Annotated in this window: 17 protein-coding genes; 16 read left to right on the top strand and 1 reads right to left on the bottom strand. The window is 68.1% G+C overall.

The window, feature by feature from the left end; translation table 11 throughout:
- Positions 1-396: 396 nt before the first annotated feature.
- From LWP59_RS26710 to LWP59_RS26640, 15 genes are all read left to right on the top strand, one after another.
- Positions 397-1,254, top strand: a complete 858-nt coding sequence (locus tag LWP59_RS26710; RefSeq protein WP_144635943.1) for an MlaE family ABC transporter permease — start codon at positions 397-399, stop codon at positions 1,252-1,254.
- Positions 1,255-1,265: 11 nt separating this feature from the next.
- Complete coding sequence (locus LWP59_RS26705) at positions 1,266-2,123, top strand: ABC transporter permease (RefSeq protein ID WP_233921934.1); 858 nt, start codon at positions 1,266-1,268, stop codon at positions 2,121-2,123.
- A 45-nt stretch (positions 2,124-2,168) separates the two neighbouring features.
- On the top strand, positions 2,169-2,990 hold the full coding sequence (locus LWP59_RS26700; protein ID WP_144635946.1) for an ABC transporter ATP-binding protein: 822 nt from the start codon (positions 2,169-2,171) through the stop codon (positions 2,988-2,990).
- 19 nt (positions 2,991-3,009) lie between these two features.
- Positions 3,010-4,236 carry an MlaD family protein gene (locus LWP59_RS26695; RefSeq protein ID WP_186383139.1) on the top strand — a complete coding sequence of 409 codons (1,227 nt, stop codon included), beginning with the start codon at positions 3,010-3,012 and terminating at the stop codon, positions 4,234-4,236.
- 26 nt (positions 4,237-4,262) lie between these two features.
- Positions 4,263-5,687: an MlaD family protein gene (locus LWP59_RS26690; protein WP_186383140.1), complete on the top strand. Its 1,425-nt coding sequence runs from the start codon at positions 4,263-4,265 to the stop codon at positions 5,685-5,687.
- A gap of 5 nt (positions 5,688-5,692) precedes the next feature.
- Positions 5,693-6,964, top strand: coding sequence for an MlaD family protein (locus tag LWP59_RS26685; protein WP_144635955.1), 1,272 nt, complete (start codon positions 5,693-5,695; stop codon positions 6,962-6,964).
- Positions 6,964-8,385, top strand: coding sequence for an MlaD family protein (locus LWP59_RS26680; protein WP_144635958.1), 1,422 nt, complete (start codon positions 6,964-6,966; stop codon positions 8,383-8,385). Before LWP59_RS26685 ends, LWP59_RS26680 begins: the two co-directional genes overlap by 1 nt.
- The gene (locus LWP59_RS26675) at positions 8,382-9,695 is read left to right on the top strand and encodes an MlaD family protein (RefSeq protein WP_144635961.1); all 1,314 of its coding nucleotides are present in this window, start codon (positions 8,382-8,384) and stop codon (positions 9,693-9,695) included. The genes LWP59_RS26680 and LWP59_RS26675 overlap by 4 nt, the downstream gene beginning before the upstream one ends.
- A gap of 2 nt (positions 9,696-9,697) precedes the next feature.
- Entirely contained in the window at positions 9,698-11,011 is a 1,314-nt protein-coding gene (locus LWP59_RS26670) for an MlaD family protein (RefSeq protein ID WP_229858098.1), read from the top strand.
- Complete coding sequence (locus tag LWP59_RS26665) at positions 11,008-13,380, top strand: RND transporter family protein (protein ID WP_229858095.1); 2,373 nt, start codon at positions 11,008-11,010, stop codon at positions 13,378-13,380. Before LWP59_RS26670 ends, LWP59_RS26665 begins: the two co-directional genes overlap by 4 nt.
- 8 nt (positions 13,381-13,388) lie before the next feature.
- Positions 13,389-14,465: a peptidyl-prolyl cis-trans isomerase gene (locus LWP59_RS26660; RefSeq protein ID WP_144635964.1), complete on the top strand. Its 1,077-nt coding sequence runs from the start codon at positions 13,389-13,391 to the stop codon at positions 14,463-14,465.
- Entirely contained in the window at positions 14,462-14,686 is a 225-nt protein-coding gene (locus LWP59_RS26655) for a hypothetical protein (RefSeq protein WP_144635967.1), read from the top strand. Before LWP59_RS26660 ends, LWP59_RS26655 begins: the two co-directional genes overlap by 4 nt.
- Positions 14,683-15,177: a hypothetical protein gene (locus LWP59_RS26650; RefSeq protein ID WP_144635970.1), complete on the top strand. Its 495-nt coding sequence runs from the start codon at positions 14,683-14,685 to the stop codon at positions 15,175-15,177. Before LWP59_RS26655 ends, LWP59_RS26650 begins: the two co-directional genes overlap by 4 nt.
- 148 nt (positions 15,178-15,325) lie before the next feature.
- A complete protein-coding gene (locus LWP59_RS26645) occupies positions 15,326-15,790 on the top strand; it encodes a hypothetical protein (protein ID WP_144635973.1) in 465 nt (154 codons plus the stop codon).
- Positions 15,791-15,833: 43 nt separating this feature from the next.
- On the top strand, positions 15,834-16,418 hold the full coding sequence (locus tag LWP59_RS26640; RefSeq protein ID WP_144635975.1) for an RNA polymerase sigma factor: 585 nt from the start codon (positions 15,834-15,836) through the stop codon (positions 16,416-16,418).
- A 7-nt stretch (positions 16,419-16,425) separates the two neighbouring features.
- Here LWP59_RS26640 and LWP59_RS26635 read toward each other — a convergent pair whose 3' ends face one another.
- Complete coding sequence (locus LWP59_RS26635) at positions 16,426-16,848, bottom strand: hypothetical protein (protein ID WP_144635978.1); 423 nt, start codon at positions 16,846-16,848, stop codon at positions 16,426-16,428.
- Positions 16,849-17,114: 266 nt separating this feature from the next.
- On the opposite strand from LWP59_RS26635, the gene LWP59_RS26630 reads away from it, so the two are divergent.
- Positions 17,115-18,323 carry a cytochrome P450 gene (locus LWP59_RS26630; RefSeq protein ID WP_144635982.1) on the top strand — a complete coding sequence of 403 codons (1,209 nt, stop codon included), beginning with the start codon at positions 17,115-17,117 and terminating at the stop codon, positions 18,321-18,323.

The raw sequence follows: 18,323 nt of genomic DNA, 5'->3' as shown, positions 1-18,323 counted from the left end.
CGACGGTGTCCGCGCCGCCGTTCGCGGGGCGCGAGGGTTCCTGGGGCATGGCCATCTCCACGGGGCGACGGCTGAGCGTGGCGGACGTTTCTGGCGACATTGCCGACCGCACCTCCCTGTCTGGGACTGGATGTCTGCGTCGGGGTACTGCAGGTGCCGACCGACCTGGACTAGATCGTAAATTCTTCTACAAGATGGTAAGATCTCTGTCAAGGCCGCCCCCGCGATCCTCACCCTGGCATCGATCGGGCCTTGACCAGTTATCAACGTACATGTAGAAAATATGACTTACTCGACAACGATGTGTGAGGAAGCCATGGATGCTCGTCACCTGCCCGGATATCAGTGCTGCGGCACGAAAAGGAGGGCACTCGTCTCGTCCTCTCCGGTGCGGCGATGACCACCGTCGACGCAGGCGGCCGCACGGGCGGTAAGGCCACCAAGGGGCCGCACTCGCAGTGGGCGGCTCGCGTTCCGCGACCGCTCTTCGCTCCGCTCGCCGAGGTCGGGGCACTGGCACAGCTGGGAGGCCGGGTCCTGTGGACCGCCATCCGGCGGCCGGTCGGCTACTGGGGCATCGTGCGGGACGAGCTGTACCGGATCCTCAAGCTCTGCTGGTTCCCGATGATCCTCGCCGTGTTCGCCTTCGGCATGATGATCGCGATCCTGGGCATCAACTTCATCGGCCTGCTCGGCGCGGCCAGTCGTTACGGCCAGTACTTCTTCATCTTCAACCTTCGCGAGTTCACCCCCTGGATCAACTCCATGGTGGTCGCGGGGATCGTCGGCGCGGCGATCTGTTCCGACCTCGGGGCCAGGAAGGTGCGCGAGGAGCTGGACGCGCTGGAGGTGCTCGGCATGGACCCGGTGCGCGAGCTGGTCCTGCCTCGCGTACTCGCGGCGACGATCATGACACCGCTGCTGATGCTGGTTTCGGTGATCATCGGAATCGTCACCGGCGTGCTGGGAGTCATGTCCTTCGGCAGCGTGCCCGCCGGAGACTACTTCACGGCGCTGTTCGCGAACGTGACCACTGTGGAGCTCGCGGTGGCGCTGCTGAAGAGCACGATCATCGGCTTCGTCATCGGAATCGTGTGCTCCTACAAGGGCATCAACTCGAGCGGCGGGGCCATGGGCGTCGGCCGGGCGGTCAACCAGGCCGTCGTGATCGCGTTCGCGCTGGTCTTCCTGGTGGACCTCGCCCTGAACATGATCTCACTCGGTCTCTTTCCCCAAATGCAGACGGTTCGATAGGGGGACCCGGAGTGACTGTTGCCAGCACCGGCCCGGCGCACCGCGCCGAGCCACGAAATGCGGGATCGGAGGAGCTTTTCCGGCGCGGCCGGGCGAAGCTCCGGACGATGCTGGAGAACGCCGCGGACATGGTCTCCTTCGGGGGCCGGGCCGTGGCGGCACTTCCCCAGGTCCGGCTCTACGTGTCGGAGGCGTTCCGGCAGACCGGTATCCTGATCTTCTCCAGCGGCCTGGTCATCTGGATGATGGAGTTCGTCATCGGCGCCGCCTTCGCGGTCGAGGGGCACTACATCACCACCCAGTTCGGCGCCGGTGGCTACGTGGGGATCTTTCCGGCGCTGGGCGGGCTCCGTACCGCGGGGCCGGAGATGTGGGGCTGGATCCTCGCGGCCAAGGTCGGCTGCGGGCTCGTGGCGGAGATCGGGTCCATGCGGATCACCGAGGAGGTCGACGCCCTCGAGGTCATGGGCATCCGCAGCCTGCCCTACCTTGTCGGTACCAGGCTCATCGCCGCCTGGATCGCGATGCCGTTCCTCTACATCGTGGGCTTGGGCATGCTCTACATCAGCTCCTGGTTCATGGTCGTGCACGTGCTGCACACCGTGTCCGAAGGGGGCTACCTCGGCGTGTTCTGGGCGTTCCAGAACCCGCTGGACCTGCTCTACTCCCTCGTCTGGACGATGGCGCTCGGCACTCTGATCGTGATCGTGGGCTGCTACTACGGCTACAACGCCAAGGGCGGCCCCGTCGGCGTCGGCGTCAACACCGCCAAGTCGATGGTGGTCAACATGGTCCTCGTCAGCGTGGTGGGTCTGATCTGCCAGCAGGCGTTCTGGGGCGGGTTCCCCAATGCCCCTATCGCGAACTGACTTGTCGTTCGTCTGGGTTTTTCCAGTTTCCGGGTGGAGGTTCTGATGTACACCGCGAGTTCGGCCCCAGTCGTGAGCGGCACGGCCGTGACGGGCGACATCGCCGAGGGGATCACGCATTCCATCGAGATTCGCGACGCCTACAAGGCGTTCGGCTCGTTCGAAGTGCTGCGCGGGCTCACGCTCAACTTCGTCGACAATGCCATCACCACGGTGCTCGGCCCATCGGGCACCGGCAAAAGCGTGCTGCTCAAGCACATCGTCGGCCTGCTGCAGCCCGACGCCGGGGAGATCAACGTCTTCGGCCGGGACATCTGGAGCGTGAAGGAGGCGGAGCGCTACGAACTGCGCAAGCGGTTCGGCGTGCTGTTCCAGGACGGCGCGCTGTTCGGCTCCATGAACCTGTACGACAACATCGCGTTCCCGCTGCGCCGGCACACGGATCTGAGCGAAGACGAGATCGCCGAGATCGTCTGGCCCCGGATGCGGGAGGTCGGGCTCGAACGGTCGGCCACCAAGGATCCCGGGTCGATCTCGGGCGGCATGCGCAAGCGCGCGGGATTCGCGCGGGCGCTCGTGATGAACCCGGACGTGGTCATGTTCGACGAGCCCGACTCCGGCCTCGACCCGGTCCGCACGAGCCTGCTCAACGATCTGATCCTGGACATGCACGCACAGCACGGCGGAACCTACATCCTGGTGACGCACGACATCCCGACTGCCCGCCGGGTGAGCGACTACGTGGGCATCATCTGGCAGGGCGAGCTGGTCCACTACGGACCGACGGAAGAGGCGTTCGCCTCCGAGGATCCGTTCGTCCGGCAGTTCCTCGCGGGCGACTCCGCGGGACCGCTGGGAATGGACTGACATGCGGGGTAAGAAGACTGTGCTCGTAACGGGAGTCATCGTCGCCGCCCTGGCGACGACCGCGAGCTTGCTGCTCTGGGGCGACGGATGGGCCGACAGCTACCGCGTCCGGGTCGTGATGGCGTCGGCGGTGGGGGTCCAGGCAGGCACCCCGGTGCAGATCGGCGGGGTCGAGGCCGGGAAGGTCGACGGGGTCGGGGTCAAGGACGGCAAGGCCGTCGTGACACTGGACATCGACGCCGACCGGGCACCACTGCCGAGCGGGACGCGCAGCAGCGTCGAGTGGCGGTCGGTGCTCGGCGAGCACTTCGTCGCGCTGACGCCGGGACCCGCGAACGGGCCTGCGCTGCCGAACGGCAGCCTGATCGACGGCGGAACCGAGCAGGTCACCGTCGAGAACCTGCTGGAGTCGCTCGACACCCCGACTCGCGACCACCTGCGCTCGCTCCTGCCGAACCTGCAGACCGTACTGAGCGGGCGGGAGCAGGATCTGAACGCCACGCTCAAGAGCGCGGGACCGACCGTCGAGGCGCTGAGCAGCGTCATGCAGGCCGTCGGGCAGGACGGTCCGGCGATCCGTGAGCTGGTCACCCGGCTGCACGAGTTGACGTCGACCCTGGCGGGACGACAGAACGACCTGAGCGGCGTCGTCCGCGATCTCGGCACCGTCACCGCCGACACGGTGAGCCGGCAGCAGCAGCTCGCGGATGCCCTGCGCGAGCTGCCGCCCACCCTGGACTCTGCGCGATCCACATTGGACAAGGTACCGGCTGCGTCCGACGCCGTCGTCCCGCTGCTGACCGACCTGGCGCCGGCGACGTCTCAGCTACCCGGGGTCGCGGCGAACCTCAGCCCCCTGCTGCACGACCTGCAGCCGACAGTGGCCGACCTGCGCCCGACGCTGGACGCGGCGAGCCGGCTGCTCGACGTCGCCCCCGGTCTCCTGGACGGGCTGCACGCGACCGTGCCCGGCGTGACGCAAGCCGTGCGCTCGCTGGCTCCGGCCGTGGCCTTCCTGCGTCCCTACACCCCGGAGGCGATGGGCTTCATCTCCAACTGGGGCAACGTGTTCTCACAGCTCGACGCGCGCGGCCATCTCGCCAACGTGCTCGTCACGGCGGGGCAGACCTCGCTGGACAACAACCCACCCGTCGTCACTCCGGGAATGAGCGCGGACACCCAGAGCGCCCCAGGCACCAACGTCGGGCAACCATGGACCGACGCCACCGGGAGTCAGCCACGATGAAACACAGCAAGCGATGGTGGACGCGGATGATCGGCGTCGTGGTGGTCGTCGCCGCCCTGACGGCCGGTGTCCTGATGTGGAACGAGAACAAGGACAACGGCAAGACCAGGGTCACCGCCGTCTTCGCGAACGCGAGCCCACTGGTGGCGGGAAACCGGGTCCAGTCCTATGGCGTGACGGTGGGCACGATCGACGCCATCCACCTGGAAGGGGGGCAGGCGCACGTCGAAATCCTGCTCGACCCGGACGCGCCGCCGCTGCACCAGGACGTCCGCGCCACGATCAAACCGGTCAGCCTGCTCGGCGAACGCTATGTCGACCTGGACGCGGGCTCGGCCGGTGCGCCACTGATGACAGGCACCAAGGTCATCCCGGCCGCCAGCACGTCGTCCTCGGTGGACCTCGACCAGGTGCTCAACGCCCTCGACGATCCGACCTCCGCGGCCCTGGCCGCACTGGTGACGGCCGCCGGTGAAGGCGTCTCAGGGCACGGTGCGGATGTTTCCGCGGCACTGAAGGCGCTCGGGCCGGCGATGACCCGGACGGGCGAGCTGGGAGACATCCTCAACCAGCAGAACGACCTGCTCACGCAGCTCGTCGCCTCGGCGAGCGGGGTGACCAAGGAACTCGCCGACGACAACGGCAATACACTGGACCAGCTCGTCGGTTCCGCGGAGCAGACGCTGTCCACAGTGGCTGGTTCACGCACGGCTGTGGAGGGCATGCTGCAGGAGTTGCCGCAGACCCTCGACAAGGGCAGCCGGACGCTTTCCACGCTTGCGGGTGTCACGGATTCGACGATTCCGACGTTACGCGACCTACGCCCGGTGACCGGCGACCTCTCCCGGATAACCCAGGAGCTGCACGATTTCACCGACGCGGCGACGCCGGCCCTGGCGAGCCTGCCCCAGGTGCTGGACAAGCTGAACGGAATGCTCGATCAGGCTCGCCCCGTCGTGGACCAGCTCGTGCCGGCCTCCGGTGACCTGCGGTCGGTCGCCGGATCGGTGCGGCCGATCGGGAACACGATGCTCACCCACGCGCCCGGCACCCCGAGCGAGTTGGAGAATCTGATGACAGGACTGGCGAACTGGTCCATGGCGACCTCGGGGTACGACGGCATCGCCCACTACTACCGGGGCGTCGTGGTGCTCAGCCCGGAGGTAGTCAAGACGCTGGTGGGTGGTCTCGTGCCGGTCACCCCACCGCCGAACCCGGCAGCGCAGCCGGGGGACCCGAACGCCAAGCCCGGGCAGTCGCCCGCTCCCGCGCCGGAACCCAGCCTGCTGCCCCAGTTGCTCGGTCAGCAGCCAGCGGCGGGAAGCGGGAGCACGTCGGCCCCGCTGCCGGGACTCGCCGGACGCGATCCGGCCGACCCGTCCAACGCCACCGGGCTGAGCCGGCAGCAGGAGTCCTCCCTGCTCGACACGTTGCTGGGCGGTGTGTTGTGACCGCCGTGAAGAGGACGAGGGCGCAGGCCCGCGCTTTCCTGATCGGCACAGCCGTACTGGCCGTGGGCGCGCTCGTCTGCTATCTGATGTTCACGGCCAACCAGGGCGAGCTGCCGTTCTCACAGAAGACTGTCGTCCGTGCGGCCTTCGTGAACATCGGCCAGCTCGATGTGGGCTCCGACGTCCGGCAGAACAGCATCCGGATCGGTCAGGTGTCCAAACTGGAGGCGGCAGGGAACAGTGCGATCGTGACCATGGAGCTGGACGGTCAGCGGAACGTGTACGCCGACGCCACCGCCCAGCTGTGGGATCAGTCGGCTCTGGGGCGGAAGTTCATCGAGCTGAACCCCGGCACCGAGGCCGCGGGACCGCTCGGCGACGCCGGCATCCCGGTGGCGCACACCGACTCGGCGCACGATCTGTCGGATCTTCTCGACACGTTCGACGCCCCTACCCGCCAGGCACTGTCGAGCAGCCTTCGCGAGCTCGGCGGTGGCGCCGGCGGCCACGGCCAGGACCTGGCAGATTTCCTCGGGGCGGCACCCACGACGCTGACCGACCTGGAGCAGGTGACTGGAGCGCTGGCCTCGCCGGAAGCCGACCTGCCTGCGCTGCTGCAGTCGTCGCAACGCCTGATGGGGCGGTTCGACGGCCGGCAGCAGGAGATCGCGACCTTGTTGCGGCAGACGGACACCACGCTGCGCGCGATCAGCACCCAGGATGGGAAACCGCTCTCGGAGACCCTCGACAAGGCTCCCGGAACACTGCGCGCGGTCAACGCGACTCTGGACACGCTCGACCGGCCGTTGTCCGACACGCGGGACGCCATGTCCGCGCTGGAGCCCGGCGCGAAGGCACTCGGCGCCGCGACCCCCGACCTGCGCGGTGTCCTCACCGAAGGAATCCAGCCGGTACGTAAGGTCCCGGGCGTGGTCCAGGCCGCCGATCCGGCCGTCGATTCGCTGACCACGGCGTTCGCCGATCTCCGGCCGGTGACCCCGAAACTGGCCCAGGGCTTGCACAGCGCGGAAGAGCCGTTGCGGGTGCTGGCGCCCTATGCCTGTGACATGGCAACCATGTCCTTCGACCTGAGCAACCTCCTCACCAACCACGTGGGCTACCAGCACAACCTGCGGATCATGCCCGCGCTGCCGAACGGGAGCTCGGTGGACGGCCTGCTGCCCGAACCGAACGATCCCTACCCCGCCGCGTGCCAGGTGAACAACGACCGGGCCCCGCTCGGCGCGCTGCTGCCGTTCTCCCCGGGAGGCTCCTGATGGCCCTGTCGATCCGCCGCGTGAACCGACCGATGGTCGGGGTCATCGCCCTCGTCGCGTTCGCCGCCTTCATGATCGTGTTGTTCGAAAAGCAACCGATACTGACGGCACTGCGTTCCGGCAGCACGATCACGGCCGAGTTCTCGCGTGACTACAAGCTCGAACCTGACGTGAGTCAGGTGAAGATCGCCGGGACACCGGTGGGTGTAGTCAGCGGCGTCCATCCGAACCCCGACGGAACGGCCTCCGTCTCGCTGAAGATCGACGATGGCGTCCGGGAGAAGCTGGGCAGCGCGCCCAGCGCCGAGATCAGGCCGACCACGATCCTGGGCGGCAAGTACTACGTGTCGCTGATCGCCGGCGGCACCCGCGGGACCTTCACCGCGGACACCATCCCGCGGGACCGCACCCGGACGCCGGTGGAGGCCGACACGCTCCTGCAGGCTCTTCCCACGCCTGCCCGGCAGGGACTGCAGAACACGGCCGCACAGCTCGACAACACCCTGCAGGCCGGGGCCACCGGCCCGCTGCGGAACCTGCTCGCCGACGCGCCCGGCACCCTGGTGCCCGCGCAGGCGGTGGCTCAGGCTCTCCAGGGCTCTCCGGGTGGCCAGGACCTGACGACGCTGGTGCGGGATCTCGACGCGACTGCGAATGTCCTGACGCGCAAGGACGGCCAGCTGGCGGACGTGCTCGGCTCGCTGCACACCACGACAAGCGTGCTGGCACGTGAGAGCAGGCCACTCGCCGACACGATCGACGCGCTGCCCACGACCTTGCGCACGACGCGGACCGGCGTCGATGACCTCGGCGCGACCCTCGATCGACTCCAGACGACGGCCGGTGCGCTCCGGCCCACCGTCGCGGAGCTGCAGCCGCTGCTCAGTGAGCTGAACCCGGTGCTGGCGGAGGCTCGTCCCCTGGTGAACGATCTGCGCCCGCTCCTCGCGCAGCTGCGCCCGGTGGTGGACCAGCTGGTACCGACGAGCGTGCAGGGCACGAGCGTGCTCAACGACCTGCGGGGCCCGGTGCTGGACCGGGTGAACGGCCCCATCGTCAGCACGATCATGAACGAGTGGCACGGCACCGCGCCGAAATACCCGGACGGCGGCGGCACGGGGAACACGTTCTACGAAGAGCTCGCCTACATGGTGACGCACATCGACAACGCGACGAAGGTGTTCGATTCGAGTGGGCACATGCTGAACTTCCAGCCCGGGGTCGGTACCTCGAGCGTGTACGACCTCCCGCTCGGTCTCGACCAGCTCATGGCGAATCTGTCGACCATGTACGGCGCGCCCGGCAGGCCGGGGAATCCGCCCCTGGACCTGAACAAGCTGATCGATCCACTGGCTTTGCTCGCTCCGCAGCAGTTCGCCTCGGCGCAGCAGCCGGACCCGGCAGGAGGAGCGCCGCGGTGAGCACACGGAGAAAATGGAGTCCGGTCAGGACCTGGCAGCGACTGCGCACGGTCCCCGGGCTCGGCAGGGACATCGGCGCTTTCGTCGTGGTCGTGGCATTGGGTCTGACCGCGGGCGGCGTGATCCTGTCCCAGATGAACTTCCACTGGCCCTGGGAAAGCGACAAGTTCACCTTCCAGGTCGAGTTCAACGACGCCGTCGCGGTGAGTCCCGGCAACAGCCAGGAGGTCCGGATCGCCGGCGTCAAGGTGGGCGACATCAGGGCCGCCCAGCCGACTGACCACAACACATCGCTGGTCACCGTTGCCGTCGACGCGGGAAACACGATCTACGACAACGCGCGAGCGGTGCTGCGGCCCAAGAACCCGCTGAACGAGATGTACGTCGAAATCTCTCCCGGAGGCCCACCGGGCAAACCGCTGCCTCCCGGCGGGGTGATCCCGGTGACCCAGACCGAGCGCCCGGTGCAGCCCGAAGAGGTCTTCGACCATCTCGATGACCGGGCACGCGCCGCGGTCACCAGCCTGCTCGACGAGTCGGACGTGGCACTGGCCAGTGCTCCGCAGACGCTGCCGGGTGGGCTCACCGCGACCGATGACACGCTCGTGAAGCTCCAGCCCGTTGTCGACGCGCTCGCCAAGCGGCGCGAGAACATCCAGCAACTGGTCACTGCCATCTCACAGATCTCCGCCGCGGCGGGGAACAACGACCAGCGCCTGACCAGCCTGGTGGACGCGACACAACAGACTCTCGGTGTGCTCGCGCAGCGCAATGACCAGCTCGGCTCGGCGCTGGGCAAGCTGCCGGGCTTCACCGATGAGCTGAACCGGGCGATGCAGGGGACCGCAGGCCTCACCGCGGAGCTCGATCCGGCCCTGACCAACCTGAACCAGGCGGCGTCCGGCCTGCCAGGCGCGCTGGCCGAGACCCGGCAGACCGTGGATGAGCTGGGCCGGACGGTGCAGTCGGCGAAGCCGGTGGTGGCGAAGGCCGGTCCGGTCGTCGCCGACCTCGGGCCGATCACGGCACAGCTGAACTCGACGTTCGGGGACCTCAAGCCGGTCACGGCGCAGCTCGGCTATGCCACGGCGCAGCTCGCGCCGTGGATGTACGACCTGGGCGCGTTCGTCTACAACACCAACTCGATCTTCAGTGTGTCCGACGCCAACGGCGGCCTGGTCCGCGGTCACGTGTCGGTGGATCTGCAGAGCCCGCTCGGGATGACAAAGCCCGGCGACCGGGACACCGACACCTATCGCGACGGCGGCAGCCCGCTCGGACCCTATCCGGCGCCGGGACAGGGAGGCTGACAGTGAAGTTCTTGCGCGGGAAGGCTCCTGTGTGGCGGCTGGTGGTGGTACTCGCCTTCGTCGCGGGATGCGCGGGTTTCTTCCTCTACATGTGGTCGCAGTCCGGGGGGAACGTCCCCGGGTTGTCCCAGCAGCGCCAGTACGGTGTGACGGTCTACATCGACGACGTGGACAACATGGTCGCCTACAGCGACGTGCAGGTAGCAGGTGTGCCCGTCGGCAAGGTCGCCAGACTGGACCACCAGGGCGGAAAGGCACGGCTCGACCTTCAGCTCGACGGCTCCGTCAGCCCCCTGCACGAGGGAGCCACCGTCCAGGTGAGCGAGAAATCCCTGGCGGGCCAGCCGGTGCTGAACCTCGTCGACGGTACCGGTGCGCCGTATAAGGACGGCGCGGTGCTGCCACCGACCGCGGTGAAGCCGAGTGTCCAGCTACGTGACGTCCTCGCCAGCCTGGACAAGCCGACCCGCGACGCGCTCAGCGCCACCGTGCGGTCTCTCGGTCAGGGCACCGCGGGCAGCGCCGGCGATGTCTCCGCCTTGATGACGGGGTTGGGCAACCTGGGGCGGGGTGGCAACACGGCTCTCGATGCGATCGCGGCTCAGACGGGCGACCTCAAGGCGCTGGCCGCCGAGCTGAACACCGTGTTCAACGCCCTCGACACAGGGCAGGGACAGATCGCGGACGTGGTGAGCGACGCGAACCGCCTTACCAGCGCGACGGCGGGACAGGCTCAGTCCCTCGGGGACACCATGACCAAGTTGCCGGGTGTGCTGGACTCGGCCACCACGGCCACCGGCAAGCTCAACCAGCTCGCCGGTGCGCTCGCCCCTGTCGCGGCCGACCTCAAGACGGCCGCGCCGGACCTGTCGAGCGCTCTCGAAGAGCTGCCGGCGACGACGGCCGACCTGCGCGGTCTTCTGCCGTCGCTGGACGCCACGCTGAACAAGGCTCCCGCGACCCTGCAGGGGGTGCCGGCGGTGGGACGCGACGTCAGCGGGCTGGCAGGTCCTGCCGACGACGTGCTGCGCGACCTCAACCCCATGCTGCGATACCTGCAGCCGTACGGGAAGGACATCGCACAGCTGTTCCAGAACTTCGGCTCGTCGTTCCACCACTACGCCGACGACGGCGGCGCGTACGTGATCTTCCGACCGGTGGTCGGGCCGTACTCGCTGCGACCCAACCCACTTCCGCTCGACAACGGCAGTTCCGGGCTGCTGCGACAGAGCAACCCGTATCCGGCGCCGGGGGGTCTGCAGGACCCGAGCCTGTTCCAGGGGCAGTACCCGCATGTGGAGCGTGATCCGAAATGAGGGTCGGTCTGGTGGCGGTGGCCAGACGCCTGCGCCTGCCCGTGCGGCGCCCGTCCGGGCGGCAGCTGGTGGCGCTGGCACTGATCCTGGTATCCGGCGCGGCCGTCGCGTTCGGCATCGCGCGGGTGAAGGTCGACACGAGTGTCGAGTCCTTTCTGCCCGCGAAGGACCCGGCGCTTGCGGCCGTGCAGGACAAGGCGCGCACCTTCGGCGGTGACCCCGTCGTCGTGCTGTTGCACTCGGCACAGCCCCGGCAGCTGATCCTCGACCAGAACCAGTTGCTGCCGCTGCTGGGCCTGGAGGGACGGCTCGCGAAGACGCCGAACGTCGCGGCCGTCTACGGGCCCGCGACGATGCTCAACCAGATCGCTGCTTCGGGCCAGAACCTGCTCGCGCAGATAGCGGGGCGCCGGGACGGGCTCCGCCAGGAGGTGGCGGACAAGGCCCGCAGCGAAGGGAAGTCCGAGGCGGCGGCGGCCGCGGCCGGGAACGACGCGGTCGCCGGATTCGACGCGCGGTACGGCACCTTGCTCGTCAAAGGGCTGCCCACCGGGCTGCCGACGCTCTACAACACCAATTTCGTGCGCACAGTCGTGTTCGACGGCCAGAACGGGATGCCGCGGCCGCAGTGGGACTTCGTGGTGCCGAGCCCGGACTACGTCGCACTGCTGGTCCGGCCGCGGGAAGACCTGGATCAGGCGGGCACGCAGCAACTGGTCGCGGACGTCCGGTCCGCGGTGAGCGACGCGCATCTCGCCGTTCGTGACGTCACGGTGAGCGGGGTGCCCACGGTGACGGCGGGGCTCGCGCACGAGGTGACGAGGGAGCTCCCGCTGCTGGGCGGCCTCGTGGCCATAGTCGTCGCGCTGAGGTTCTTGCTGGTGCCGGTCGGCCTGCGGATGCGTTATCGGCTGTGGCCTTTCGCGGCCGCGCTCGCCGGCACGGCGGTGACCGTCGGTCTCTTCGGCTTGATCGGCAAATCGCTTTCGCTGGGAGCGGTGGCTTTCCTGCCGATCCTGCTCGGTGTTGGCAGCTCGATCCCGTTGTACCTGGCGATGCTCACCAGTACTCGCAGAGTGCTGGTGCTGTCGCTGGCCGCAGCCGCGGGGTTCGCTTCGCTCGTCGTGTCGCCGCTGCCGTTCGTCCAGGACCTCGGCATCGCGCTCGCCCTGGGTGTGCTGTGCACCGTCGCGGCCGCATCGCTGTTCCACCGGTTGCTGCCAGGCCGAGGACGGGCAGCGCTCCGCGTCGCGCCCGCGCCCAGAGCGCGCAGTGCCGGCACGACGTCCTCTCGCACGGCGAGGGTGACCGCTCTGGCGGCCGCCGTCGTGGTGGCCGGGCTCGGCTGGGTGGTGCTGCCGCGCCTGCAGGTGCAAGCGGACCCCGAACAGCTCGCGAAGGGGCTTCCCGAGATCGAGAACGCTCGCGTCACCCAGGACGTGCTCGGTTTCTCCGGCGAGGTCAGCATAGTCCTCAAAGGACAGAATGTGGTCAGCCCGGAGACCCTGAGCTGGGCGCGGAAGGCCGAGGAACAGGTGGTCGCGGCACACGGGGACCAGCTGCGGCCGATCCTGACCGTGCCCGACCTGCTGGGTTTTCTGGGCGACGCTCCCACGGCGGGCCAGCTCGAATCGGCGATGGCCCTGCTGCCGCGGTACCTGACCTCGGCGGTCATCAGCTCGCGCGACGACGACTCGGTGCTGATCTTCGGGCTGAAGCTGCAGGATCTGGGCAGGCAGCGGGAGCTGCTGTCCGGTCTCCTGCATGTGCTGCCGCCCGCGCCACCCGGCTACCACGTCGACCTGGTCGGACTCCCCGTCGCGGCCGACCGCGGCTACGACCTCATCTCGCAAGACCGTTATCTCGCGAACCTGGCCGGGGTGGTCGCTGCGGGGATCGTGCTCTGCGTTGGACTTCGCAGGCGTACCGACGGCCTGCGAGCGGTGCTGGCCGCGCTCCTGGCGATCGGCTGGGGCTTCGCCGGCGTCTGGCTCGCCGGCGCGTCGCTGAACCCGTTGACGATGGCGCTGGGCTCGCTGGCCACGGTGACCGGCTGCGAGTTCGTGGTGCTGCTCACCGATCGCCAGGTACTCGGGGGATCCTGGCTCCGGCGGAGCGTGGCTTTCGCCTGCCTCACGTCCGCCGCCGGGTACCTGGCGCTGACGGTCTCCGGCCTGGCGGCGCTACGTGAGTTCGGGCTGATCCTCGGCGCGACGGTGGTGTTGTCCTATGTGGCGGCCCGGCTGGTCGTCTGGTTGCTGCCGCCCCGGGCCGAAGTGGCTGTCCCGTCGGGACAGCTTCGTGAAACAGCGGAAGAGGACGAACTCGTGCCGGCCCGTGTGCCGGAAAAGACGAGCGGCCGAAGGTAGGTGTGCGGATGAAACTGAGGATCGCGCGAGGCGTCATCGAGAACGGCGTCCGCCGGCTCAACCGGAAACGTCGGCTGCTGGTGCCGCAGCGCAGACTGCCACGTTATCTGAGCACGGGCCTGCTCGTGGTCGCGCTGGCCGGCTCCGGTTCCCAGATCGTCGTGGACCGGCTGCACGCGCTGCCCGCCGACGCCGCGTTCCGGCTGGATGACTCCGTGACCACGGTCGAGCAGCTGGACCACCGCGTGCAGTTGCTGGGGGCTCTCTACGGCGTGCAACGGCCGTCCGATCCCGCGAAGGTCGACCAGTTCACCAGGGACAGCGCGAAGGCTGTCGCGGTGAGCACGATCCTCGACAGGGCGGCCGCCGACCAGGGCATCGTGATCGCGGACAAGACGGCGAGCGACCAGCTGGACAAGGTGATCAGCCAGAGCTACCCGGGCGGTCGCCAGGAGTTCGTGACGAAGCTGGGCCAGCTGGGAGTGTCCGAACAGGACGTGCTGGACGAGATCAAACGGCAGCTGGCGAACGCGCAGCTCTACGACTCGGTGACCAAGGGGGCCGCCCCCGTCACCGACGACGACGTGGCCAAGGCCTTCCAGGACAGGAAGCAGCAGATGGTCCGGCCGGAAGCACGCGACCTGCGCAACATCGTGGTGGGTACCGAAGCGGAGGCCCAACAGGTTCTCCAGCGGCTCCGGTCCGGAACGGACTTCGCGGCGGTGGCGGGGCAGACCTCGCTCGATCAGAGCACCAAGGACAAAGGTGGCGACCTGGGACCCATGACCGCGGACCAGCTGGACAAGGCATACGCCGACGCCGCGTTCAAGGCTCCCGCCGGGACGGTGTTCGGTCCTGTACAGACGCAGAACGGCTGGAACATCGGCCAGGTCGTGAGCGTCACGCCGGCCGCGCCGCTGACCTTCGACCAGGTCAAGGACCAGTTGAAGACACAGTTGGCGAACGAGCGCAAGTCTGCACTGTGGAACTCGTGGCTGGCCGGCCGGATCAAGGCGGCCGGCGTGCAGTACGCCGACACGTACCGGCCGGCCGATCCCGACGCACCTCCCGCGGACCTGCCGTGACGACGATCCTGCTGTGCGCGTCGGGGGTGGTGCTCATCGTCTTGTCGATACTCGGTCGCCGCAACGTGGCCGGCCTGGTCTCGCGGTCGCTCGAGCAAGAACATCGGCTGCGCCAGGAACGGGTGTTGCGCCGGGGCATGCTGACCTGCCGGATGGTGGGCGTGGTGTTCCTGGTTTCGGTCGTGCTCGGCCTGCTCGGGACGGGACCGGTGCGGCCATGACCAGCCTGTCACGTGCGCTTCCGGCGGCCGCGGTCGTGGCCGTGCTGGCCGCCGGAGCCGCCTGCTGGATGTGGAGAGCCGCGGAGGACGGACTCGCGGCGTCACCAGCCGGTCAGCGAAACGATGTCGGCGCGGCGGTCGAATGGCAGGCGGCCGAGCTGAACTCCATCAGCTCGGCCGACCCGGCCGGCACGGTTCAGCGCTGGATCCAGGTGAGCACCGGTGGCCTCGCCGAACGGCTCGCTCATGACAGGGACAGCCTCGTACGGGGCGTCGAGGCCGGAAAGACCGACATCACCGGCGAGACGCTCCGGGCGGTGGTGACGTCTGTGGACCCCGGGGCAGGCAAGGCCGATGCGATCGCCCTGCTGAAGCTTTCCGTGCGCGACGCGAAAGCGAACGTCACGGTGAAGCGGATACAGACGCGGGTGGGGCTTCGCCATGTGGACGGCGGTTGGAAGGTCGATGAAATCGCGAACATCTCTCAGTGAGAACGGTGGCACGCCCCGTCGGGAGGGCGGGAACCCCCGGCGCCCTACGCCTTATCCCCGCCCACACGCGGTAGCGCCGGATGACACGAAAACCCGGCCCGGCGTTCCTCGCTCATCGGGACTGGTCAAGGTGTGCGTCGCAGCGATCGTGTGCGGGCTGGCGTGCACCTGCTGGTTCACGTATTCGGCGATACGAGCATGGTCCGAAAAGGACGGAGATCTCGCCCTGACCGATAGGGAGACGGTCGCAACGCTGACGAACCAGACCAGACAAGCCATCGCCACGCTGTATTCGTTCGACCCAGGTGCCACCGCCAGGACTGACGAAGCCGGGCCCCGCTGGCTCTCGGGCGGCGCGGCCGATCAGTACCGGGCGATGTTCGCACCCGTTCGCCAGAACGCCGAGGCCAATAGGTACACCGTGGACACGACGGTCTCGGCCGTCGGCCTCGAACGGGTGCAGGGCGGCGAAGCCGAAGCTCTCGTATTCGCCCGGCAGACCGTCAGCAGCGCGAACCCCGGGCAGATGGTCGCCAAAAACGTCCAGTTCGACATCGCGCTGCACGAGATCTCCGGCCGATGGACCATCTCGGGAATTTCGCTGGTCTCGTGACCCCTTGAAAACTGTCCGGTATCGACGATGTGGTGGTGATCCGATGAGCAAGCCCCTGGTGGTCGCCCCGCGGGAGCGGAACGAACAGTCGGCCTGGGCGTTGGTACGTGCTGCGCAAGCAGGCGACACGGTCGCGTTCGGCGAGATCTATCGCCGGTACTTTCCGGTCGTCGAGGCGTACTTGTTCCGCCGTACCGCCGATCGCGTCCTCGCCGAGGACCTGACCAGCGAGACCTTCCTGCGGGCCTTCGACAAGATCGGTTCGGTCAGCGACCTGGGCAAGGACGTTCAGGCGTGGCTTTTCACGATCGCGCGGAACCTGTTGTTCGACTTCCTGCGCTCGGGCCGGCACCGCAGGGAGATCGTGTGGGCCGACTATTTCGAGTGCGCGGACGAGTCCCGCGGCCTCGATCACGCGCTCCTGTGCCGAGTGGTCGGGGACGAACTGGCCCGGTGTGTGGACCAGCTGAACGACGAACAGCGGGAGTGCATCGTTCTGCGCTTCTACGAGGAACTGTCGGTTTCGGAGGTCGCGGCGCGGATGTGCCGTCGCGAGGGAACGGTGCGGGCCCTGCAGTATCGGGCCGTCCGGAAGCTCGCCCAGCTTGTCTCGGACTGGGTCAGGTAGGCCGTCGCTAGCCGGCGTGCTGCCCCTGCAGCACGCCGGAGCCGGGCTTGCAGGTGCTGCACGGGGTGAAACCTTCTTCGCGGGCCTCGACGAGGGTGACCTCCTCGCCGGAACGACCGGAGGTGAGCTCGCAATCCTTGCGGTGGAACCTGCGACGGCCGGCGAGCACCACCACAGTTTCGGTCTCGTCGGCGGGTTCTTCGTCTGCGGCATCCGAAACTGATGATTCCTGACGACTCTCCTCCGACTCCTCGGAGGCCTCTTCCACGAACGCTTCGGCGACGGGGCGCCGCAGGCGGCGGTGGCGGATGAGACGTGCGATGACGATCACGAGCCCGAGTATCGCAACTCCGAGCGCGATGTAGGTCAAGGTCATTTCGGACAGCAGGACGCCGGCCGCGAGCAACGCGGCCGCGGCGATCGCGAGCAAGACGACTAGCACGGGTACCTCCCTGATCGTGTGCACTTCGGCTGCAGGACAGCTGATCCCGCGGCGGCACCTCGCAGGATGACATAGCAGCCGGCCGAAATCCACAGGGGCACGGTGCTTTTCGTTCCTTGACACTGTGCTGACGTGACCGTAAAATAATCGACCATAAGATTTAACCCCGGTGGGGTCGTTGCGACCGGTCCGCTTCGCGATACGAGCGACAGCGGTGCCGGCTCGGGGTTTCTGTTTTCAAGAAAGGCGATTCTATGTCGGCAACGCCGGACGAGAAGCTGCTTGATGCGCTTTCTCGCTACAGCAGCTACAACTCGACGCCAGACGAGGCCCTGCAGCTGTTCGAAGAGGCGCGCGGCGTCTGCCCCGTCGCGCACAGCGACGAGCTGGGCGGCTACCACCTGCTCCTCGACTACGAGGACGTGAAAAAGGCCCATGCGGACTGGGAGACCTTCTCCTCGTCGCCGACGGTCGTGCTGCCGGTCGCCCCGCGGCCCGAGTTCCCCCCGCTGGAGTACGACCCGCCGGCACACACCCCCTGGCGCGAGCTCGTTTCCGAGGCCTTCAACGCGGAGACGCCGCTGCGCATCGAAGGCGAGGTCCGCAAGGACATCAACAAGCTGATCGACGGGTTCGCCGGCCGGGGCTCGTGCGACCTGGTCGCCGATTTCGCCGAGGAGGTTCCCCTCTTCGCGCTGTGTCGGGCGATCGGGTTCGACGAGAACAAGCGCGCCGAGGTACGGCGGCTGACGATCCAGATCCTCGCGTCCTTCGAAGACCCGGAAAAGGGCGCGGCGGCCTTCCAGGAGTTCGCCGAGTTCGGAGTCGGCGAGGTGATGGCCAGGGCACAGGATCCTCGCGACGACTTCCTGACCAAGATCGCTCGCGCGGAGCTGGACGGCCGCCCCCTCACGCCGATGGAGATCGGCCAGCTCATGAACTCGTTCCTCATCGCCGGGCACGGCACCAGCGTCGCCGGGTTGACGAGCCTGCTGCACGAGGTGCTGTCGCGCCCCGACGTGCGGCAGAAGATCACGGAGAACCCCGACCTGATCCCCGGCGCGGTCGAGGAGACCCTGCGCCTGCACACGCCGTTCTTCGGTCTCTACCGGCGCGCCACGCGTGCGGTCGAGATCCAGGGGGTCGAGATCCCGAAGGACAACTACCTGCTCGCGTGCTGGGCGGCAGCCAATCGGGACCCGAAGGTCTACGACGAGCCGGCCGAGTTCCAGCTGGACCGCAAGTTCAGCCGGCGGAACAGGCATCTGACGTTCGGCTTCGGCCTCCACACGTGCCCCGGCGCTCCGGTGGCGCGGATGGAGATGCGGGTCGCGCTGGAGGAGCTCCTGCGGCGGCTGCCGGACGTCAACCTGGTCGATCCGGAGTCGGCCAAGTACGAGTTCCAGGGAACCGAGACCGCGGCGATCACCGCGCTGCCGGCGAGGTTCACTCCGGTCTCCTGA

The sequence above is a fragment of the Amycolatopsis acidiphila genome, assembly GCF_021391495.1.
GTDB classification, from domain to species: domain Bacteria; phylum Actinomycetota; class Actinomycetes; order Mycobacteriales; family Pseudonocardiaceae; genus Amycolatopsis_E; species Amycolatopsis_E acidiphila.
The sequence above is the reverse complement of the archived record's forward strand: the minus strand, read 5'-3'. Positions and strand labels throughout refer to the sequence as shown.